Below are 20,925 nucleotides of genomic sequence, written 5' to 3'. Positions count from 1 at the left end.
AAGGCCCGGACGCCGCCCCGCGCTACCCGGCTCCCGGCTACCGGTTCCAGGAACGCTGCAACGCGTCCTGGAGCCGGCGCTTGGGCGGGGGCGGCACGTCGCCGTAGTCCGCCGGCGGCAGCTCGGCCCGCGCGGCGGGCACCAGCACCGCCGTCTCCTCCTCGTCGGCAGGCCGCTCCACCTCGGTGTAGCCGCCCTCGGCCCCGCGCACGATCACCCCGGTCTCCACGCCGTGCTCGACCGTGTGCCGGTCGCGGGCCTGCAACCCCAGGCAGATCCGCCGCGTGACGACGAACCCCAGCACCGGCCCCGCCACGACCAGGACCCGGAAGATCCACGTCGTCGCGTACAGCGAGATGTGGAAGGTGGTGGCGATCACGTCGTTGCCGCCGGCCGCCCACAGCACCCCGTAGTACACGACCCCGGCCACCCCGAGCCCGGCCCGCACCGGCACGTCGCGCGGCCGGTCGAGCAGGTGGTGCACGGCCCGGTCACGCGTCACCCACCGTTCCACGAACGGGTACACCGCCAGCCCGGTGAACAGCAGCCCGGGCGCCACCAGCGCCGGGATCACCACGCTCATGCTCACCGTCTGGCCGAACACCGTGAACTCCCACGGCGGCATGATCCGCAGCATGCCCTCCATGAACCCCATGTACCAGTCCGGCTGGGAGCCCGCGCTGACGTGACCCGGCACGTACGGCCCGTACAGCCAGATCGGGTTGATCTGGAACAGGGTGGCCAGCAGCGCCACCACCCCGGTCACCCACAGGAAGAACACCGTCGTCTTGGCCAGGAACGTCGGGAAGAACGGCGCCCCGCGCACCACCCGCTCGTTCAGCCCCTTGGCCCGGAACTGCGTGTGCGTCTGCCGCCAGGTCAGCACCACCGCGTGCAACGGGATGAGCAGGAGCAGAATGCCGGGGATGAGCAGCACGTGGATGCTGTAGAGCCGGGGGATGACGTCCTGGCCGGGGAACTCGCCGCCGAACAGGAACATCGCCAGGTACGTGCCCACCAGCGGGATCGAGATCGTGATGCCGTGCAGGATCCGCAGCCCCGCCCCGGACAGCAGGTCGTCCGGCAGCGAGTAACCGAACAATCCGTTGAACATCACCAGCACGAACAGCAGCACGCCGATCAGCCAGTTCAGGTCGCGCGGCTTGCGGAAGGCGCCGGTGAAGAAGTTGCGCAGGGCGTGCACCACGATGGCGGCCAGGAAGATCAGCGTCGCCCAGTGGTGCATCTGCCGCATCAGCAGCCCACCGCGCACCTCGAAGGTGATCTCCAGCGACGAGGCGTACGCCTCGCTCATCATGACGCCGCGCAGCGGAACGTACGCCCCGTCGTAGACGACCTCCCGCATGCTCGGCTTGAAGAAGAGCGTGAGGAAGACGCCTGTCAGAAGGATCACCACGAAGGCGTACAGGGCGATCTCCCCGAGCAGGAACGTCCAGTGGTCGGGAAAGATCTTCCGCATCGCCTTCTTCAGGAACCCGGCGCCGCCGACCCGGTCGTCCAGCGCCCTGGCCAGTGAGCTGCCCTGCATTGCCACCCCGCATACGGCTCGGTTGTCTCGTCAGAACCAAGACGTCGCAGGGTGGCGAATTGTGACACTCATCGGCCGACGGATTTCGGCAGGGGGTCGGCGATCACCGCCCTCTCCTCCTCCGTCAGCGGCCGCTCGACCTCGGTGTACTCGCCGCCGGGCCCGCGCACGATCAGGCCGGTCTCCACGCCGTGCTCGACCAGGTGCCGGTCGCGGGCCTGCAGGGCCAGGCAGAGCCGCCGGGTGACCTCGAACGCCACCACCGGGCCCAGCAGCAGCGCGACCCGGAAGATCCACGTCGTCGCGTACAGCGAGATGTGGAAGTTGGCGGCGATCACGTCGTTGCCGCCGGCCGTCCACAGCACCCCGTAGTAGACGATCCCCGCGATCCCGATCCCCGTCCGCCTCGGCACGTCGCGCGGCCGGTCGAGCAGGTTGTGCACGGCCCGGTCACGGGTGATCCACCGTTCCACGAACGGGTACAGCGCCAGCCCGGTGAACAGCAGCCCGGGCGCCACCAGCGCGGGGATGAGCACGCTCATGGTCACGGTGTGGCCGAACACGGTGAACTCCCACGGCGGCATGAGCCGCAGCGCGCCCTCCAGGAACCCCATGTACCAGTCGGGCTGCGAGCCGGCGCTGACCGTGCTGGGCACGTACGGCCCGTACAGCCAGATCGGGTTGATCTGGAAGACGGTGGCCAGCAGCGCGACCACCCCCGCCACCCACAGCAGGTAGGCCGCCGTCTTCGCGATGAACGCGGGGAAGAACGGCGCCCCGCTCACCTGGTGGTTGCGCACCCCCTTCTCCCGGAACTGCGTGTGCGTCTGCCGCCAGGTCAGCACCACCGCGTGCAGCGGGATGAGCAGGAGCAGCAGGCCGGGGATGAGCAGCACGTGCAGGCTGTAGAGCCGGGGGATGATGTCCTGGCCGGGGAACTCGCCGCCGAACAGGAACATCGCCAGGTACGTCCCCACCAGCGGCACCGAGACCAGCACCCCGTGCAGGATCCGCAGCCCGGCCCCGGACAGCAGGTCGTCGGGCAGCGAGTAGCCGAACAGCCCGTTGAGCATGACCAGGCCGAACAGGGCCACGCCGATCAGCCAGTTCAGCTCGCGCGGCTTGCGGAAGGACCCGGTGAAGAAGTTGCGCAGCAGGTGCACCACGATCCCGCCGAGGAAGATCAGCGTGGACCAGTGGTGCATCTGCCGCATCAGCAGGCCGCCGCGCACGTCGAAGCTGATCTCCAGGGAGGAGGCGTACGCCTCGCTCATCGTGACGCCGCGCAGCGGCACGTACGCCCCGTCGTAGACGACCTCCTTCATGCCGGGCTTGAAGAAGAACGTCAGGAAGACGCCGGTGACCAGCACGACCACGAACGCGTACAGGGCGATCTCGCCCAGCAGGAACGACCAGTGGTTGTTGAAGGCCTTGCGCATCGCCCGGTCCAGGAACCGGGCGCCGCCGACCCGCTCGTCCAGCGCCCTGATCAGTGAGCTCGCCTTCATCGTCACCCCGCACCTGGCTCGGTTGCCTCGTCGCAAGAGGGACCGGGCAGGGGTGGCGAGTCGTGACACTCACCGGCCGGGGAACGTCAGGCGAAGCGCTCCACGGTGACGGGGATGGGGCCCTGCTCGCGCACGGCCTGCCGGTGGTGGTGCAGCAGCGCCCCGAGGGCCGTGATCGGGCCGGAGCCCAGGCGCGCGGTCACGTCCACGCACCAGGCGATGCCCGCGCCGATCCGGCGCAGCTCCCAGCTGAAGCCGTGGCCGCCGGCGCTGGCGGAGGCCGTGCCGACCACGCGCGAGTCGCCGGTGGGCTCCAGGCGCAGCGCCGTGCTGGCGTTCGCCAGCCCGGTCTCGCCCAGCTCGCCGGCGAACAGGATGCGGTAGCGGCGTGCCTTGGCGGAGCCGTTGCCCAGGTGGAGCGGGGCCGTGGTGGGCAGCGGGCGGCGCTCCTGGAAGAGCGTGCGCAGCCCGGCCTCCTCCGGCAGCCCGCCGCCGCCGAGCAGCTTGAAGGCCCGGACCGCCTCCTGCCTGCTCACCGGTTTCACCCGCGAGCGCAGCGCGGTGTCGGCTCGGATGGCCCGGCTCAGCTCGGCCGAGGCGGACCAGGCCCTGATCTCCGCCACCCACTCGGCGCCGTCGATGCCGGCCGCCGTGTAGTCGTCGCACAGGACGAACTCCTCCACCAGGAGCCCTGCGGGCGATCGATCGCCCGCCGTCGCGGAGATCAGGTAGTAGTCCACCGGCCCATGATTGTGGGCGGCGGAACGCCAGATCAAGATCATCGCAACGCGCCGCGCCGCCGTGTTCGCATGGGTTCGGTCAATACGGGAAGGAGTCCGCCGGATCGCCGATAACTGACCACTGTGAATGATTGCCTATTTGTCAGGCGCGGGAGGCATCAGTGATGCGGAACGGCCGGACCATCAAGACACTCGTCACCATCTGCGCGGCGGCGTTGGCCGTGACCGCCGGATGCACCTCCCCGGGTGGTGGCGGCGGCGCGGCGCCCGGTGAGCCGTCGCAGGAGCAGGGGCCCGTGGCCAAGCTGTCGATCACGCCCGGCGACGGCACGAAGAAGGTCGCCCCCGACACCGGCGTCAGCGTCAAGGTCACCGATGGCCAGGTCACGAAGGTGGCCGTCGCCGACGCCAAGGGCCGCGCCGTGAAGGGCGCCGTGGGCGCCGACGGGCAGTGGCGGCCCCGGTGGCCGTTGAAGCCGTCCACCGCGTACACGGTCAGCGCCGAGGCGAAGGGCACGGACGGCAAGCAGGTGACCGGCACCTCCACCTTCACCACGCTCAAGCCGAAACGCGTGCTGGAGAGCGGCATGTCGCCCCTGGACGGCGAGAAGGTCGGCGTCGGCATGCCCGTCCAGCTCCTGCTCTCCCAGCCGATCACCTCCCAGCAGGCCAGGGCCGCGATCGAGCGGTCGCTGGTGGTGCGCATGTCGCAACCGGTCGAGGGCGCCTGGAGCTGGGTGAGCGACCGCGAGGTCCAGTTCAGGCCGCGCGAGTACTGGCCGGTGGGGGAGCGGGTCACGGTCGTGGCCCACCTGGCGGGGCTGCGCGCGGGGCCCGGGCTGTGGGGCACGAAGGACCGCAGCCTGTCCTTCACCGTCGGTCCCGAGCACATCACCAAGGTCAGCGCCAGGACCCACCGGGCGGTCGTACGCGAGAACGGCGAGGTCGTCAGGACCATCCCGGTCAGCCTGGGCAAGCCCGGCGACGACAGCTACTCGGGCGTCATGATCGCCCAGGAGAAGGCCTCCGACATCGTCATGGACTCCGCCACGATCGGCGAGCCAGGCGAGTACCGCATCAAGACCAAGTGGAACGTGCGCATGACCTACAGCGGCACCTTCTTCCACGCCGCCCCCTGGTCGACCGGCGCGCAGGGCAGCTCCAACGTCAGCCACGGCTGCGTGAACGCCAGCCCGGCCAACGCCAAGTGGTTCTACGAGTTCACCCAGCGCGGGGACATCATCGAGGTCACCGGGACGTCGAGGAAGCTGCAGTTCGGCAACGGGCCGACGCCGTGGGCCAAGTCGTGGGAGGACTGGCTGGCCGGCAGCGCGCTCGGCAAGCCCGTGAACGGGTGAACGGACGGGTGTCCGGCTGGTGCGCGCCGCCGGGCCGGTGGTCGCCTGCCGCGGCTCGGCCCGCGCGGCCATCGGAAGTCCGCCGGGGCGGACGGGCATGAGGTTCAGCGGGAGCCGGAGCATTGTGTCCGGGCATTCATCGCCGATTTCCCAGCACTTTGGCGGCGTCCAATCCGAATTCCGGATATTTCATGGCGATGTCATGGTTCGACCGCGCTCCTGGCGACCGCCGGAATGGCGAGGACGTGACGCGGGCCGGGGAACAGCTTGACCGGCTCCGGGAGATCGACGATCCGTGCGGCCGGCAGCGGCCGAGGCCGAGGGGGTCGGGGGTCAGGTGACGATGGCGTGGCCGGGCCGGGCGGCCGCCTCGCCCCGGTGGAGCCCGGAGCTGAGGAGAGGGAATCCTTTGTCCATGAATGCTCCCTTTGCGGCCCGGGCGATTTACCATGGGGGAAACAGGAGCGCCGTCCCGTTCAATTGAGCATATAAACCGGGTCCGTTGGAGGGGTGAATTCGGAGAAAAGCTTTGTGCTCGCCGGATGGGCGCGTGGGCGGCGGTCCCGGGCACAGGGGAAGGTGACGTGATAACGGGTGCCTGCTGAAGAAGCCTGGCGGGGGCTGCACCGGCTCCCGGCCATCGCCCTGTGGTTGCTGGTGTGGGTGCTGAACGCCTACGAGTTCCTGCTGGCCATCTAGGGGGCGGTGCCGGGGACGACGAGGCCCGACTCGTACGCGAAGACCACGAGCTGGGCCCGGTCGCGCACGCCCAGCTTGATCATCGACCTGCTCACGTGGGTCTTGGCCGTGGCGGCGCTGATCACCAGGTGCTCGGCGATCTCCTCGTTCGACAGGCCCCTGGCGACCAGGGTGACGATCTCGCGCTCGCGGACCGTCAGCCGGTCCTGCCCGGGGACGGGGGCCGGCCGCGGCGGGGTGCTGACGTACTCCTCGATCAGGCGGCGCGTCACCGAGGGCGACAGCAGCGCGTCGCCGCGCGCCGCCACCCTGACCGACTGCAGCAGGTCGCCCGGCTCGATGTCCTTGAGCAGGAAGCCGCTGGCGCCGGCCCTGAGCGCGGCGAAGACGTACTCGTCGAGGGCGTAGTTGGTGAGGATCACCACGCGCACGCCGTTCAGCTCGGGGGTGGCACCGATCCTGCGGGTGGCCTGGATGCCGTCGAGCAGCGGCATGCGCACGTCCAGCAGCGCCACGTCGGGCAGCAGCCGCTTGGCCAGCTCCACGGCCTGCGCGCCGTCACCGGCCTCGCCCACGACGGTGATGTCGTCGGTGAGCTCCAGCAGGGCCCTGAAACCGGCGCGGATCAGCGGCTGGTCGTCGGCCAGCAGCACCCTGACGGGTTGCGGTGTCATGCCACCGCTCCGGCCGGGAGCTCCGCGCGTACCGTGAAGCCGCCGCGCTCCCCGGGGCCCGCCGTGAGGGAGCCGCCGACGGCGACCGCGCGCTCGCGCATCCCGATCAACCCCATCCCCGGCCCGGGCGTGCCCGGCTCGCCGTCGTTCTCCACCCGCAGCACGACCTTCGAGGGATCGTATTCGACGGCCACCGTGACCGCCGCCGCGCCCGCGTGCCGCAGCACGTTGGTGAGCGCCTCCTGGGCGATCCGGTACGCGGCCCTGTCCGTCTCGGGCGACAGCGCGTACGGCTCGCCCGAGACCGTGTGCGCCACCCGAAGGCCCGCCCCCTCCGCCCTGGACACCAGGCGCGGCAGCCCCGACAGCCCCGCCTCGGCCCCCTCCGGCTCGCCCTGCCGCAGCACGCCCAGGGTGGCGCGCAGCTCGTTCATCGCCTCGTGCCCCGACTCCTTGATCGCGGCCAGCGCCTCCCTGACCCGCTCCGGCTTCCTGTCCAGCAGCTCCATGGCCAGCGCCGCCTGCACGTTGACCACGGAGATGCTGTGGGTGAGCGAGTCGTGCAGCTCCTGGGCGATCCACAGCCGCTCCTCGCCCGCCCGCCGCAGCGCGGCCTCCTCCCGGGTGCGCTCGGCCTCCCGCGCCCGCTGCTCCACGGCCTCCGCGCGCTGCTCCACCGCGTGCAGGTACGCGCGCCGGCTCCTGGTCATCTCGCCGATCACCACCATGGCCACCAGCCAGCCGCTCAGCAGCGTCATCCAGTTGCCCGCCGCCGGGTCGTCGGACGACAGCGCCATCAGCCCGTACACCGGCACGGCCAACCCGATCGCCAGCCAGATCGCATCCGCGCGCCGGCCCAGCACGGCCAGGGTGTAGATCGCGGCCAGCGCCGGCGCGGCGGCGAACACGCCCGGGTAGTGGGCGGCGTAGTACACGACGCCGCAGGCCGCCGCGACGATCCCGGCGGCCAGCGGAGCGGTGCGCCGGAAGGCCAGGGACAGGGCCGCGATCGTGATCAGTATCAGCCCCGCCGGGTCGAGCGGCCGCTCGTAGGGGCCCGTCCACGACAGGTTCGCGTACGTGGCCGGCACGATCGTCACCAGGCTGCCCAGCGCGACGAGCGGGTCCGTTCTGCGGCTGTCCATGCCCACAAGGTAGCGATCGTCCTTCGGGGACACGTCATCCCCGGGGCGTACGTTTCCGGCTCCGAACGTGCCGCGTACGCCCCCGGGAGTACGGCGTGGTGCCGTCCGGCGTGGGATGTGGCCAGGAGGCCCGCCGGAGGAGCATTCCCGGCATGACCTCCTCGAACTCCGCACCGGCGCCGCCCGGCTGGATCTCCTGGTCGCTGCGGGTGACGGCGACGGCGCACCTGGCGGGCGTGCTCGCGCAGGCCGCCCTGGCCGGGCTGTTCGTCACCGGCGACGTCGACCTGCTGACCTGGCACCGCAACAACGGCGGCGTCACCCACAGCCTGCTCTACCTGCAGCTCCTGGCGGCCGTCCTGCTGTGGCGGCCCGGCAGGGGAGCGCTGTGGCCGGCGCTGGCCAGTGCGGTGCTGGTGGCGCTGGAGACGGTGCAGGTGGTGCTGGGGCAGTACCGGATCATCGCGGGGCACTTCCCGCTCGGGATGGCGATCTTCGGCCTGTCGGCCGTCTTCACGGCCTGGACGTGGCTGGCCTTCCGCCGCGCGGGCGTGGCGGGTGCGGCATGACTCCAGCTGGCCCTGCTGGGTCCGGAGGGGTCTCCCGGCGGGCGTTCCTCGGCGTGCTGGGCGGGGCCGGGCTGGCCGTGGCCGGGTGCGGCGGCGGGCGCGAGAGCGCGGGGGAGTCGCTGGCCAGCAGGGCGCGGCTGCCCGAGCCGTTCACCGTGCCGCTGCCGATCCCCGAGGTGGCCCGGCCGGTGAGTCCCGGCCGGTACGAGGTGACGCAGCGGGTGGCGGCCGCCGAGATCCTGCCCGGGCTGCGTACCGAGGTGTGGGGGTACGGCGGCACCTTCCCCGGGCCCACGTTCGAGCTGCGGCGTGGCACCCCCGCCGTGCTCGGCGTGCGCAACGAGCTGCCCGTGCCCACCTCCACCCACCTGCACGGCGGCGTCACCCCGCCGGAGTCGGACGGCTACCCGACCGACCTCGTCGTGCCCGCCGGCTACCCCTCCTCCCCGCACGCCCACCCGGGCGAGGTCCACCACCAGGTCGTCAGGGACTACCGCTACCCGGTGGAGCAGCGGGCCGCCACGCTCTGGTACCACGACCACCGGATGGACTTCACCGCGCCGCAGGTGTGGCGCGGGCTGGCCGGGATGGTGCTGGTCCGGGACGAGGAGGAGGACGCGCTGCCGCTGCCCAGGGGCGAGCGGGAGCTGCCGCTGATGATCTGCGACCGGGCGTTCGAGGAGGACGGCTCCTTCCGCTACCCGCACGCCGCACACCACGCGGACGGGCACGGCGGAGGCCCGACGGGGCACGGCGGGGGCGCGGCAGGGCACGGTGGAGGCGCGCACGGGCCGGCCGGCGGCACGTACGCGCTCGCCGCCGACTACATGGAAGGCGTCGAGGGCGACGTGATCCTGGTCAACGGCGCGCCCTGGCCGGTGGCCGAGGTGACGGCCACGCGGCACCGGCTGCACCTGGTGAACGCCTCCAACGCCCGCAGGTACCGGCTCCGGCTCTCCCCCGGCGGCCGGTTCACGCAGATCGGCAGCGACGCGGGCCTGCTGGCCGGGCCCGTCGTGCACGACACGATCACCATGGCCCCCGGCGAGCGGTACGACGTCGTCGTGGACTTCTCCGCCTACCCGCCCGGCAGCAGGATCACGCTGCTGAACACCCTCGCCGACGGCCCGGCAGGCAACGTCATGCGCTTCGTCGTCACCCGCAAGGCGCCCGACGACACCGCCGTACCCGCCACCCTGTCCCGCCCGCCCGGACGGCCACGCCCGGTCACCACCCGCACGTTCGACTTCCGCAGGACGAACGACTCCTGGACCATCAACGGCCACCGTTACCGGCCCGGCGCGCCGCTGGCCCGCCCGCGGCTCGGCACCGCCGAGATCTGGCGGCTGACCAGCGACTTCCACCACCCCGTGCACGTGCACCTGGCCCACTTCCAGGTGCTGGCCAGGAACGGCAGGCAACCGGCCGCCACGGACGCGGGCTGGAAGGACACCGTGGACGTGCGCCCGTACGAGGTCGTGGACGTGCTGGCCCGCTTCGACGGCTACCGGGGCCGCTACATGCTCCACTGCCACAACCTCGAACACGAGGACATGGCGATGATGGCCGATTTCGAGGTCGTCTGAGCCCTCCCGCTCACCCCGGCGAACTACTAAGTTGATCCCATAGGGGACATTCATCGGATGACAAGTGCCCCCTCGTCTGATGGAGCTAGGAGCAGGCATGCAGATCGTACGGTTCACCAGCCCTCTGACCAGCGCCGACGCGGTGGGTGTGGACGACGGTGAGCAGGTGGTGGAGCTGGCGGGGATCACCAGTGTGGGAGAGCTGCTCCGCCTGTCGTCCGATGAGCTGCGGGAGCGCTGCGCGTCGGCGGACGGGACCCGGCACCCGTCCGGCTCCGTGCCGCTGCTGCCTCCGGTGGACGGGCGCATGGAGGTGTGGGCGGCCGGCGTGACGTACCGGCGCTCGCGGGAGGCGCGGGTGCTGGAGAGCGAGCGGGCCGCCGACGTGTACGAGCTGGTGTACGAGGCCGAGCGGCCCGAGCTGTTCTTCAAGTCGGTGGCGTGGAAGGTCGCCGGGCACGGCGGGCGCATCGCCGTCCGCGAGGACTCCGAGATCGACGTGCCCGAGCCGGAGCTCGGCCTGGTGCTGAACGCGTCGGGCGAGATCGTCGGCTACACGGTCGTGGACGACGTCAGCTCGCGCACCATCGAGGGCGTCAACCCGCTCTACCTGCCGCAGGCCAAGATCTACCTGGGCGGTTGCGCGGTCGGCCCGGCGATCAGGCCCGCGTGGGAGGTCGCCGACCCGTACGCGCTGGACATCTCGCTCAGCATCGCCAGGGCGGGCGAGACCGTGTGGGCGGGCAAGGCCAGCACCTCCCAGCTCAACCGGCGGCTGGACGACCTGGCCGGCTACCTCTATCGCGCCGACGTCTTCCCCGACGGTGCCGTGCTGGCCACCGGCACGTGCCTGGTGCCTGACCTGCCGTTCACGCTGCACGACGGCGACACGGTCACGATCGGCATCGGCGAGATCGGCACGCTGTCGACCACGGTGGTCAGGGGCGTGCCCGACCTGGGCTGACCGGCCGGGCCAGGAAGCCGCGTGGCGGTGTCAGGTGCAGGGATCAGGCGGCCGCAGGCGACGACCCCGGCCCACGTCACGAGTGAGACGGGCGAGGCCGGCGCCCCACCTTGGCCGGCCACCGCCATTACCCGGCTTCGAGAGATGAGCCGGCCGCCATTGATATACAAGGCGTATGAACCTCCAGCAGCTCCGCTACGCCGTGGCGCTGGCCGAGGAGCTCAGCTTCGGCCGGGCCGCCCTGCGCGAGGGCGTCCGGCAGCCGCCGTTCAGCCAGCAGATCGGCAAGCTGGAGGAGGAGCTCGGCGTGCGCCTGTTCGAGCGCACCACCAGGCAGGTGCGGCTCACCGCGGCGGGCGAGGCGTTCGTCGCGCAGGCGCGTACCAGCCTGGCGCACGCCGAGCTGGCGGCCGAGGCGGCCAGGCGGGCGGGCAGGGGAGAGGCGGGGCGGCTGGCGATCGGGTTCGTCGGGTCGGCCACGAACCTCACGCTGCCGCGCGTACTGCGCCGCTTCCGCGCCCGCTACCCGGGCGTCCAGGTCGAGCTGCGCGAGCTGACCACCGCGCAGCAGGCGGAGGAGCTGCGGCAGGGCCTGCTCGACGTGGGGCTCCTGCACGCGCCGCTGGCCGGGCCCGCCGCCGAGGTGCTGTCCACCCGCACGGTGGCGCGGGAGCTGCTGCTGGCCGCCGTGCCCAGCGGGCACCCCCTCGCCGCCCGCGCGCCGCTCCCGGTGTCGGCGCTGGCGGGGGAGCCGTTCGTGATGTTCCCCCGGCGGTACGGGAGCGCGCTGTACGACCAGATCACGGCCGTGGCCAGGACGGCCGGGTTCGAGCCCGTGATCGTGCAGGAGGCCGTGCAGATGCAGACGATCGTGGGGTTGGTGGCGGCGGGGATCGGGGTGTCGATCGTGCCGGAGTCGGTGGCCCGGTTGCGGCGGGGTGACGTGGTGTTCCGGCCGCTGTCGCCGGCGACCAGGGTCGTCACGCTGGACCTGACCTGGCGCACCGGCGACCCGAACCCGGTCGTGCGCAACTTCCGCGACCTGTTCCCCGCCCCCTGACGGCCCCGCCGCGCCCCGCCTCGCCGGCGCGGCGCGGCGCGGCCGGTTCACCAGGGGGACGGGGCCGGGGGCGGGACGACCGGTGGGCGGTCGTCGCAGGTGATGGCGTTGGGCAGGAGCCAGGGGGCCAGCCAGCCGCCGTCGTTGCCGCCGTGGTCCGCGAGCGAGAACTCCGAGCCGGTGGCGGGGAAGCCGAACGAGCCGCAGTTGTTGACGCCGACCGCGCCCACGTTCCTGGCGTCGACGTTCTCGAAGGTGGCCGAGCCCTTCACCCGGGCGCTGACCACCGACGTGCCGGTGCCGTCCACCCGGATGTCCTTGAAGCGCACGCCGGTGATCGCGTACAGATCCTTCACCGACCACTCGCTGACCAGCATGATCGCGTTGTAGGTGTTGTCGAGGAAGTCGTTGCCGGTCACCCGGATGTCGGCGGAGATGTCGCGCTCCAGCGCGTAGAACCAGATGGCGCCCAGCCCGATGTTCCAGTTCAGCTCGTACGTGCCGGACCGCACGGTGGTGTTGCCGGTGATGTCCAGCCGCCCCGCGAACGGTTCGGCGCCGAAGCGGGAGCCGACCTGCAGCGCGCTGCCCTCCCTGATCGGGTCGGCGACCAGGTTGTTGGAGATCGTGTTGTCGGCGCCGCCGTAGACGGCGATGCCGTTGGCCAGCACGGGCGTCTGCACGGTGTTGTGGTCGATCGTGTTGCCCGTGTTGGCGCTCTTCTCCGACCACATGGCCAGGGCGTCGTCACCGGTGTTGCGGATGAAGTTGTTCGCCACGAGCGAGCCGGAGACGCCGGTGTGGAAGTTGATGGCGTCGGCGATCTGGTCGACGATGATGTTGTTCGTGATCCGCAGGTTCGTCATCGGGCCGTCGAACCACATGCCGACCTTGGTGTGCCGGATGTGCAGGCCGTCGATGGTCGAGTCGCTCATCGCGCCGCCGACGCCGTTGACCTGGTCGGTGTCGATGCGCTCGCGTACGTCGCCCTCGATCGCGAAGTCCGACAGGTGCACGTTGCGGCTGCCGCCCTCCGCGGCGGGCCTGCCGTAGAAGCCGACGCCCGTGTGCACGGAGCCGTCCGGCGCCGGGCCCGGCAGGGCGACCTCGCGGCCCTTGACGATCGTGTACCAGTTGCCCGCGCCGGTGATCGTCACGTCGTCCACGACGATGTGCCGGTTCACCTGGTACGTCCCCGGCGGGAGGTACACCTTCAGCCGCTTGCGCTTGGCGTAGGCGATGGCCTGGTCGATCGCCCCGGCCGAGTCGCGCCGCCCGGTCGGGTCCGCGCCGAACGCCAGCACGTTGGCCGCCCGCAGCTCGACCTTGGGCGGGCCGACGAGCTCGGAGTCGAGCAGGTCGATGACCGTCCACTCGGCCCTGCTGCCCGCCGGGACGGTCAGCCGCACCCGGTCGCCCGCCCGGTACGTGCGGCCGAGGAGCAGGCGCTGCTCGTCGTAGAAGTGGTTCGGCCGGAACGGCTTGGCGATCACCGGCGGGGGCGTGGTCGCGCTGGGCACGCAGGCGCACTCGGTGATCCACCAGTCGGGGTGCAGCAGGCCGACGCCGGGGTCGTTGGAGAACGGGTACTGGTTGTACAGCCAGGCGTACTGCGACGTCAGCGTCATCGTGGTGCGGCGCCCGCCGTTGACGGTGACGTCGAGCGGCGCGGTGATGCCGCCTCCGCCGGGCGCGTCGGGGATGCTGTAGCGCACGGTGATCGCGTTCGCCCGGGCCGGCAGCGTGAATTCGACGTGCTGCCCCAGCGCCAGCCGCACCGCCCTGCGCCCCGACGCTTCGGCGGGCAGCGTGTACGCGGTGCGGTCCGGCCCGATGATCGTGCCGGACGTCACGGCGTTCTCCGCCTCCTGCTCGGCGAAGGCCACGGTGGCGCCCCGGCCCGCGACCAGCGCCGGATCCAGGGCCGCCCTGGTCACGACAGGCGCGGCGGAGTCGGCTGAGGCGGGCGGGGCCGGCAGGCCGCAGGCCAGCGCGGCGGCGAGGAGCGCCGCGGTGAGGGTGGGGCGGGGCATGCGAGCTCGATTCTCTCGGGGGTGAGGCGAATTTAGGCCGCCCGCACACCGCTCCACAAGGCCCTGTGAACTACTTTCAGTGGTACCTCAAATTCTTGCGTAGAGAACGCAAGAGGCTTGCGTTGTTTGCGGCGACGAACGACAGCGGCAGCCCGTCGCACGGATGCACGTCGAACCCCGCCTCGCCGCGGAACGGCGACATCGTCCCGTCGCGGAACGGCGACACGGCCGCGCCGCGGAACGGCGACCCGGCCGATCCACTCGGCGGTGCTGGACGCCACGATGCGCCCGGCCGCACTGACCCCTCAGGCGGGGTCGGCGGCCTGGGCGGCCTGCTCGCGCAGCCGCCTGGCGCGGCGGCGCAGGCTCTCCGCGGTGGCCAGGCAGTCGTCCTCCAGGTCGTCCAGCTCCCGGCGCAGCCTGAGGACCTGGGTGACGAACCGCTGCGCGGCCGGCCCGCGCCAGAACGGCTCGCAGTCGCCCGGCCGTGCCGGGATGCCCTCCAACGCCTCCGGCAGCGTCCTGGCGTAGCGCAGGAAGGTGACGGCCAGCGCCTCCTTGTCGGCGGCCTCGCGGAGCAGCTGGTCCTTGGTCGGCATCGTCAGCCGCCGCCGAGGCTCCGGACGTTCGCCCACGCCCGCTCCCGCAGCCCGTCGGCGCCGGCGCCGGGCTTGAGCGCCTCGTCCAGCGCGGCCCGCAGCGCGGGGTCGCCGGTGGCCAGCAGGATCCCGGTCTCGCGCGGATGCTCGGCCAGGAACTGCTGGAACGCCAGCGGGTTGCCGGCGTAGGCCACGACGAGGCCGTGCAGGTCCCGGCCCGGCTCCGGACGGTCGAGCAGGGTGAGCGCGACCTGGCCGAGGAACGTGCCGGACTGCCCGGCGAGCGAGACCAGCGCGGTGAGGGCCTCCGGCGGCGCCGTCCGCGCCAGGTCGTGCCACTCCTCGCCGAGCCGCCCGGTGCGCTCGGCGCTGGCGAAGGCCCTGGCCAGGACCTCCTTCCGGCTGCCGTCCAGGAGCCGGGTGAAGGTCTGGGGGCCCAGGGCCGTCAGCAGCGCCGCCGCGTAGGCCGGGTCGCCGGCGCTGCCTGCGGCGGCCGAGACCGCCCGCTCCACCGCCGCCGGGTCGTCGAGGGCCGCGCGGATGGCGGCGGCCGCCTGCTCGGCCTCGCGCCGGGCCTCGGACTCCGCGCCGAACGGGAAGGTCGCCGTGAGCATGCCGCGCTCGCGCACCGGCACGAGCTGCTCGACGGTGTCGATGCGCCACTTCAGGTCATGCTGGGACTCGTGGAGGAACGCCCAGGCGCGGTGCAGGGCCGCGCTGCCCTGGCGGCCGGCCCAGTCCTGGCCCGCCTCGGCGATCGCCGCGTCGAGCCCGGGCCGCGTCCTGCCCAGGAACGCCTTCACCGTCTCCATCCGGCGGATCAGGTCATGCGCGCCGCGGGGGTCGATCCCCACCAACTCCCCCATGAACCCTCCCAGAGGTCGCCAGGCGGGAGTCAAGCACACTCGACGTACCGGAGGGGACACGTTTCGCAGAACGGGAATCGCCCCCGATGGCCCAGCAGCCACCGGGAGCCGGGTCCCCGTGTCAGGCGGGCCTGGTCTCCACGGTGAACACCTCGCCGGTGTACTCCCAGGTCACCATGTCCTCACCGCCGCGGGGTCTCCTCATCCAGTGCCTTCCTTCTCGAAGGAGCTCAGGGTGGGGTCGTAGTCGAGGGCGCCGATGTCGTACATCGGGGTCATCCAGTGGTAGAAGTTGTCGCCGCGCTCGCGCAGCAGGTCGTACAGCCTGCGCATCAGGCGGCGCCGGACGGGCGCCATCTCCGGATGGGTGTACCGGTTGCTCAGCTCGTGCGGGTCGGCGTGCAGGTCGTACAGCTCGTTGACCGACTCCGGGTTGACGACCAGCTTGTAGCGGTCGTCGCGGATCATGCGCTGCGGGTAGGGGAAGTGGTGGCCGTGGAACTCCGCGAGCAGCTCGCCCGGCCATTCGGGGTGCTCGCCGCGCACCAGCGGCACCAGGCTGCGGCTGTCCACCGCCGGCTTCGGGTCGCAGCCCGCCAGCTCCAGGATCGTCGCCGTGCAGTCGGTGAGCGTCACGAACTCGTTCCTGACCTGCGGTGGCGCGCCGGGGATCCGGACGATGCCGCAGATGCGGTAGATGTCCTCGTACATCGCCGGGCCCTTGTCGTGCAGCCGGTGGGCGCCGGTGAACTCGCCGTGGTCGGAGGTGAAGAACACCGACGTCTGCTCCGACAGGCCCAGCTCGTCCATGCGGTCGAGGATGCGGCCGATCTGCTGGTCGATCAGCGTGACGTAACCCCAGTAGACCGCGATCAGCTTGCGCGTGACCTCGATCGGGATCGTGTCGAACGTCCAGTGCTCGCTGTAGTTGCGCTGCACCGGCGGCTTGCCCTCGAAGGTCTCCGCGATCGACGGCGGCAGCTCGACCAGGCTCGGGTCGTACATGTCGAAGTACTCGTCCGGCAGCAGGTACGGCAGGTGCGGCCCGAAGAAGTGGGTGGCCAGGAAGAACGGCTTGCCCTCCGCCGCGTACCGCTCCATGTGCTCGATCGCCCGGTCCGCCAGGTAGTGCTCGAACGTGGCCTCCATCGGCTGGTGCAGCCGCGCGGCCAGGAGGTTGCCCTGGTTGCCGTTCGGCGTGGTGCCCCGGATCAGGTCCGAGATCCGGTACGGCGGCAGCCCCCGCTCCTCCAGGTACGCCAGGTAGTCGGGGTGGTCGACCGGGTTGTGCCAGCCGGGCAGGTCGGGGCCGTCGAAGCCGTAGGAGGCGGCGTTGCGGCTGGTGCCGCCGTGCCACTTGCCGATCAGCCCGAGGTTGTAGCCGCGCTCCTTCAGCGCCTCGGGGAAGGTGAACGCGTCCTCCCGCAGATCCTCCAGGTAGCCGACGTTACGCTCGTAGTTCGCCAGCAGCCGGTGCCTGAACGGGGCCTGCCCGGTGAGCAGGCTGGCCCGCGCGGGCGTGCAGATGGCCGTTGGCGTGTAGAACCGGTCGAACCGCGTGCCGGTGGCGGCCAGCCTGTCCAGGTGGGGCGTGGCCACGTGCGGGTTGCCGTAGCAGCCCAGGGTGTCGACGCGGTGCTGGTCGGTCATCAGGAACAGCAGGTTCACTTGGTGAAGGCCTTCGTGTAGAGATCGCCGGTGTAGTACGTCGCGGGCTCCGGCCGGGACTTGAGCTTGCCGGTGCTGACGAAGAAGTCGCCCAGGCTGTTGAGCCACTTGGCCACGGTGCCGTCCTTGGTCTTGTTGACCAGGTCCTGCGTCGTCATCACGGTGACGTTCGCCGCGTCGGCCTTGACCTTGGCCGCGTCCAGCTTGAGCAGCGACGCCGCCTGCGTGATCGACTCCTCGTAGTGCGCGGCCCGCCAGTCGTTGGCCTCCTGCAGCACCTTGATCACCTTGTTGGTGAGCTCCTCGTTCACCTGCGTGCCGCCCACGAAGGCGGTCGGGAACGAGCTGTCCGGCCACTCCTTGGTGCTGGCCAGCTCGACCATGTCCGGCACCTTCTGCTTGATGTTGTCGATCAGCGGGTACCAGATGCCGGCCCCGTCGATCTGCCCGGCGACGAAGGCCGAGACGACCGTGGCCGGGTCCATGGGCACCTTCTGGATGTCCTTGACCGTCATGCCGGCCTTCTGCAGGGCCAGGTTGAGCACCATGTCGCCGGACGTGCCCTCGGGCACGCCGACCTTCTTGCCCCTGAGGTCCGCGATGGACTTGACGCCCGGCCGGCCGATGACGCGGTCGGCGTACGCGAGCGTGTTGATCGCGACGACCTTGGCCTTGCCGGTGGCGGGCAGCCACATGGCGCCCGGCCCGATGTAGCCGAAGTCGAGGTCGCCCGCGCCGAGCGCCTGGATCTGGAGGGGGCCGTTGGTGAAGACCTTGATCTCGGGAGTGAGCCCCTGCTTCTCCCACAGGCCCTGCTGCTGGGCGATCGCCAGCAGGCTGGCGCCGTTGTAGTCGCTGATGTAGCCGAACCGGACCGTGGAACCGTCGTCGGAGCAGGCGGTCACGGAGAGTGCGAGCAGGCTCACCGCCGTGGCGGCCGTCAGGGCGCGGCGAAGAGAACGCATGGCGGATCAGTCCTTTCTGGGGGGAGGGTTGCTAGGCCGCGGGTACGGCCGGAGCCTGGTGGTAGACGGCGTGCCAGACCTCGTTGCGGATGCGCCCGAACTCGGGCGAGAGCCGCATCTCCTCGGTCCTCGGATACGGCAGGTCCACGTCGATGACCTTGTGGAGGCGGCCGGGCCTGGCGGCCATCACGATCACGCGGTTGGCGAGGTAGACGGCCTCGTCCACGTCGTGCGTGATGAACATGACCGTGCGCTGGTCCTTGCTCCAGGTGTCGAGGAGCTGGTCCTGGAGCTGCACCCGGGTCAGCGCGTCGAGCGCGCCGAACGGCTCGTCCATGAGCAGGACCTGCGGGTCGACCGCGTACGCGCGGGCGATGGCGCAGCGCTGCTTCATGCCGCCGGACAGCGTCTTGGGCAGCGCGTCGGCGAAGTCGGCGAGCCCGACCAGCTCGATCGCCCGCTGGGCCCGCCGCCTGCGCTCCTCGGCGGGCAGCCCCTTGAGCTTGAGCCCGAACTCGACGTTCTTGCGCACGGTCAGCCACGGGAACAGCGCGTACTGCTGGAAGATCACGCCCCGGTCGGGGCCGGGCCCGTCGACCGGCGAGCCGTCCACCAGCACCTCGCCCGAGGTGGGCTCGACCAGGCCGGCGGCCATGCTCATCAGCGTGCTCTTGCCGCAGCCCGAGGGGCCCACGACGGTGACGAACTCGCGGTCGGCGATGTCCAGCGACACGTGGTCCAGCGCGGTGAAGGTGTCGTCCTTCATGGGGTAGGTCTTGACGACGTCCCTGAACGAGATCTTGGCGTTCAACGGCGCTCCTGCCAGTCGGTGAGGTGGCGCTCGGCGAGCAGCAGCAGGCGGTCCATCAGCAGGCCGAGCACGCCGATGGTGATCAGGCCCACGAAGATCGTGGACAGGTCGTAGTAGAGCTGGGCCTGCTGCATGCGGAAGCCCAGGCCCTCCTGGGCGGCGATCAGCTCGGCGGCGACCAGCGTGCCCCAGGCCGAGCCGAGCCCGACCCGCATCCCGACCAGGATGAACGGCGTCGAGGCCGGCACCACGACCTTGAGGAAGATGGTGCGGTCGGAGGCGCCCAGCACGCGGGCGGCGTTGATCAGGGTCCTGTCCACGTCCACGACGCCCTGGAACGTCGAGACGACGCTGGACAGGAACGCCGCCAGGAAGATCACGAAGATCTTCGGCCGCTCGTCGATGCCCATGAGCACGATGGCCAGCGGGATGATGGCCAGCGGCGGGATCGTGCGGAAGAACTGCACGTACGGCTCCAGCAGGCCGCGCGCGGTGGCGTACCAGCCCATCAGGAAGCCGACCGGGATGGCCAGCAGCGTGCCGAGCAGGAAGCCGATGAGCACCCTGCGCAGGCTGGCCAGCGCGTCGGTGAACAGGGTGCCGTCGGCGATCAGCTCGCCCGCCTTGGCCGCCACCTCGAGCGGCCCGGGCAGGCCCTGCACGCCGAGGGTGGCCAGCAACGTCCACACGACCAGGCCGATGACGACGGCGATCAGGTTGAGAGCGATGGCGCGCTGGGAGCGCCTGGTGGCGCGCCGGGCGGGCTGCGCCGCCTGCGACTTGCCCAGCGCGGTGAGCTCGGTCATCGAGACTCCTTGTCGGGGATCGGGTCCTCCGCGAGATCCGGGCCGCCCGGATAGCGGGAAAGCAGGGGGGATTCGTGCAGCACCAGGGCGATGCCGCCGAGGGCGCCGGCGACCTCGCCGAGCGTGGCGCGGCGCAGGCTCACCCGGTGCCGGGAGACCGGCATGACGTGATCGTGCAGCGCCCGCTCGATCGGCTCGACCAGCGCGGCGCCCGTCTCGGCCAGCTCGCCGCCGATCACGATCACGCTCGGGCCGATGGCGTTGCACAGGGCCGCCAGCACCTCGCCGATCCTGGCGCCGACGCCGCTCAGCAGGGTGAGCGCGGCCTGGTCGCCCGCCCGGACGGCCTTGACCAGCTCCGGCACGTCCGCGGCCCGGCCGCCGGCGGCGCGGAAGGCGTCCAGCACGGCTCTTATCGAGGCGACGGTCTCCAGGCAGCCGGTGCCGCCGCAGTCGCAGGGGGCGCCGCCGGGCTCGACCGTGATGTGGCCGAACTCGCCGGACAGCCCGTACGCGCCGCGGTGCAGCGACCCGCCGACCACCAGCCCGCCACCGACACCGTGGGACAGGCGCAGGTACAGCACGTCCTGCCCGCCGGCGGCGGCGCCCCAGATGGCCTCGCCCAGCGCGGCCAGCCGGGTGTTGTTGTCCAGCAGCACCGGGACGCCGAACCGCTCGCGCAGCAGCACCTGCACGGGGTGCGGCGCGCTCCGGTCCTCCTCCGCGGCCTGCGCCCCCACGACACCGACCACGCCGACGCCGACCGCGTCGAGCGCGCCCAGCCGCAGCGTGCCGGCGCCGGTGCCGGTGAGCGAGCCGACGAGCCGCGCGGCCAGCTCGACCCGCTGCTCCCACGGCAGGTCGGCGTCGTGCGGCTCGCTGGCAGAGCCGACGACCTCGTGCGCCAGGTTGACGGCCGCGACGTGCAGCGCGCGGCGGGCGAAGTCGATGCCGATGGCCTGGCCGGCGTCGGGGTTGAGGGTCAGCGTCTCGGCCGGCCTGCCGCGGCCGCGCGGCGCCTCCTGGGAGGAGGCGGTGACCACGGCGCCGCCGGCGACGAGCTCGGCGAGGATGTCGTAGAGGGTCGTACGGGACAACCCGCAACGCTTGCCCAGCTCGCCCCTGCTGAGGGGGCCGTGCTTGCGCAGCAGGCCCAGCACGAGCTCTTCGTGCCCGCGCCGGAGTTGTGACAGGGGGCCACGGGGTTGTGACATGACGCAGAGTCTGCCGACGCCCGGTGTTTTTCGTCAATAACCCGGAAAAAAACTTACCCGTCCCGATATCAGGGCTGTGAGCTGGGAGAATAGGCGTACCGGGGGATTCGT

Annotated in this window: 18 protein-coding genes; 5 read left to right on the top strand and 13 right to left on the bottom strand. The window is 71.6% G+C overall.

Translation table 11 applies throughout. The features are described from left to right. Positions 1-37: 37 nt before the first annotated feature. From ACBJ32_RS23465 to ACBJ32_RS23455, 3 genes are all read right to left on the bottom strand, one after another. Positions 38-1,549 (bottom strand): cytochrome bc complex cytochrome b subunit, encoded by a 1,512-nt coding sequence (locus tag ACBJ32_RS23465; RefSeq protein ID WP_375128504.1) that lies wholly within the window; start codon positions 1,547-1,549, stop codon positions 38-40. A 68-nt stretch (positions 1,550-1,617) separates the two neighbouring features. After that, the gene (locus ACBJ32_RS23460) at positions 1,618-3,057 is read right to left on the bottom strand and encodes a cytochrome bc complex cytochrome b subunit (RefSeq protein ID WP_375128503.1); all 1,440 of its coding nucleotides are present in this window, start codon (positions 3,055-3,057) and stop codon (positions 1,618-1,620) included. A gap of 86 nt (positions 3,058-3,143) precedes the next feature. Continuing rightward, on the bottom strand, positions 3,144-3,797 hold the full coding sequence (locus ACBJ32_RS23455) for a hypothetical protein (RefSeq protein WP_357871235.1): 654 nt from the start codon (positions 3,795-3,797) through the stop codon (positions 3,144-3,146). Between the two features lie 164 nt (positions 3,798-3,961). Here ACBJ32_RS23455 and ACBJ32_RS23450 point away from each other — a divergent pair, with 164 nt between their 5' ends. Beyond that, the gene (locus tag ACBJ32_RS23450) at positions 3,962-5,155 is read left to right on the top strand and encodes an Ig-like domain-containing protein (RefSeq protein WP_375128502.1); all 1,194 of its coding nucleotides are present in this window, start codon (positions 3,962-3,964) and stop codon (positions 5,153-5,155) included. A 695-nt stretch (positions 5,156-5,850) separates the two neighbouring features. Here ACBJ32_RS23450 and ACBJ32_RS23445 read toward each other — a convergent pair. Both ACBJ32_RS23445 and ACBJ32_RS23440 read right to left on the bottom strand, forming a co-directional pair. Next, positions 5,851-6,528: a response regulator gene (locus ACBJ32_RS23445; RefSeq protein WP_375128501.1), complete on the bottom strand. Its 678-nt coding sequence runs from the start codon at positions 6,526-6,528 to the stop codon at positions 5,851-5,853. Continuing rightward, complete coding sequence (locus tag ACBJ32_RS23440) at positions 6,525-7,673, bottom strand: sensor histidine kinase (RefSeq protein ID WP_375128500.1); 1,149 nt, start codon at positions 7,671-7,673, stop codon at positions 6,525-6,527. The genes ACBJ32_RS23445 and ACBJ32_RS23440 overlap by 4 nt, the downstream gene beginning before the upstream one ends. Positions 7,674-7,825: 152 nt before the next feature. Between ACBJ32_RS23440 and ACBJ32_RS23435 the strand changes: the two genes are divergently transcribed. The 4 genes from ACBJ32_RS23435 (at position 7,826) to ACBJ32_RS23420 (ending at position 11,852) form a co-directional block, all read left to right on the top strand. After that, complete coding sequence (locus tag ACBJ32_RS23435) at positions 7,826-8,242, top strand: hypothetical protein (RefSeq protein ID WP_357871243.1); 417 nt, start codon at positions 7,826-7,828, stop codon at positions 8,240-8,242. Continuing rightward, entirely contained in the window at positions 8,239-9,828 is a 1,590-nt protein-coding gene (locus tag ACBJ32_RS23430; protein ID WP_375128499.1) for a multicopper oxidase family protein, read from the top strand. The genes ACBJ32_RS23435 and ACBJ32_RS23430 overlap by 4 nt, the downstream gene beginning before the upstream one ends. Positions 9,829-9,925: 97 nt before the next feature. Continuing rightward, complete coding sequence (locus ACBJ32_RS23425; RefSeq protein WP_375128498.1) at positions 9,926-10,792, top strand: fumarylacetoacetate hydrolase family protein; 867 nt, start codon at positions 9,926-9,928, stop codon at positions 10,790-10,792. A gap of 175 nt (positions 10,793-10,967) precedes the next feature. Next, complete coding sequence (locus ACBJ32_RS23420) at positions 10,968-11,852, top strand: LysR family transcriptional regulator (RefSeq protein ID WP_375128497.1); 885 nt, start codon at positions 10,968-10,970, stop codon at positions 11,850-11,852. A 47-nt stretch (positions 11,853-11,899) separates the two neighbouring features. Here the strand turns inward: ACBJ32_RS23420 and ACBJ32_RS23415 are convergent, their stop codons facing one another. The 8 genes from ACBJ32_RS23415 to ACBJ32_RS23380 form a co-directional block, all read right to left on the bottom strand. Beyond that, positions 11,900-13,885 (bottom strand): glycosyl hydrolase family 28-related protein, encoded by a 1,986-nt coding sequence (locus ACBJ32_RS23415; protein WP_375128496.1) that lies wholly within the window; start codon positions 13,883-13,885, stop codon positions 11,900-11,902. A 305-nt stretch (positions 13,886-14,190) separates the two neighbouring features. Beyond that, positions 14,191-14,520: a hypothetical protein gene (locus ACBJ32_RS23410; protein ID WP_375128495.1), complete on the bottom strand. Its 330-nt coding sequence runs from the start codon at positions 14,518-14,520 to the stop codon at positions 14,191-14,193. Beyond that, the gene (locus tag ACBJ32_RS23405) at positions 14,487-15,350 is read right to left on the bottom strand and encodes a hypothetical protein (RefSeq protein WP_375128494.1); all 864 of its coding nucleotides are present in this window, start codon (positions 15,348-15,350) and stop codon (positions 14,487-14,489) included. The genes ACBJ32_RS23410 and ACBJ32_RS23405 overlap by 34 nt, the downstream gene beginning before the upstream one ends. Positions 15,351-15,551: 201 nt before the next feature. Beyond that, positions 15,552-17,018, bottom strand: coding sequence for a sulfatase-like hydrolase/transferase (locus ACBJ32_RS23400; RefSeq protein WP_375128493.1), 1,467 nt, complete (start codon positions 17,016-17,018; stop codon positions 15,552-15,554). Continuing rightward, positions 17,015-17,983: an aliphatic sulfonate ABC transporter substrate-binding protein gene (locus tag ACBJ32_RS23395; RefSeq protein ID WP_375128492.1), complete on the bottom strand. Its 969-nt coding sequence runs from the start codon at positions 17,981-17,983 to the stop codon at positions 17,015-17,017. Before ACBJ32_RS23395 ends, ACBJ32_RS23400 begins: the two co-directional genes overlap by 4 nt. A gap of 31 nt (positions 17,984-18,014) precedes the next feature. Further along, the gene (locus ACBJ32_RS23390; protein WP_357871268.1) at positions 18,015-18,794 is read right to left on the bottom strand and encodes an ABC transporter ATP-binding protein; all 780 of its coding nucleotides are present in this window, start codon (positions 18,792-18,794) and stop codon (positions 18,015-18,017) included. After that, entirely contained in the window at positions 18,791-19,600 is an 810-nt protein-coding gene (locus ACBJ32_RS23385; protein WP_375128491.1) for an ABC transporter permease, read from the bottom strand. The genes ACBJ32_RS23390 and ACBJ32_RS23385 overlap by 4 nt, the downstream gene beginning before the upstream one ends. Then, complete coding sequence (locus ACBJ32_RS23380; protein ID WP_375128490.1) at positions 19,597-20,814, bottom strand: ROK family protein; 1,218 nt, start codon at positions 20,812-20,814, stop codon at positions 19,597-19,599. Before ACBJ32_RS23380 ends, ACBJ32_RS23385 begins: the two co-directional genes overlap by 4 nt. Positions 20,815-20,925 lie beyond the last annotated feature (111 nt).

This window comes from Nonomuraea sp. GTA35 (assembly GCF_041950525.1).
Taxonomy (GTDB): domain Bacteria; phylum Actinomycetota; class Actinomycetes; order Streptosporangiales; family Streptosporangiaceae; genus Nonomuraea.
Note: the sequence above shows the minus strand (reverse complement) of the source record. Positions and strands in the feature narration are given on the sequence as shown.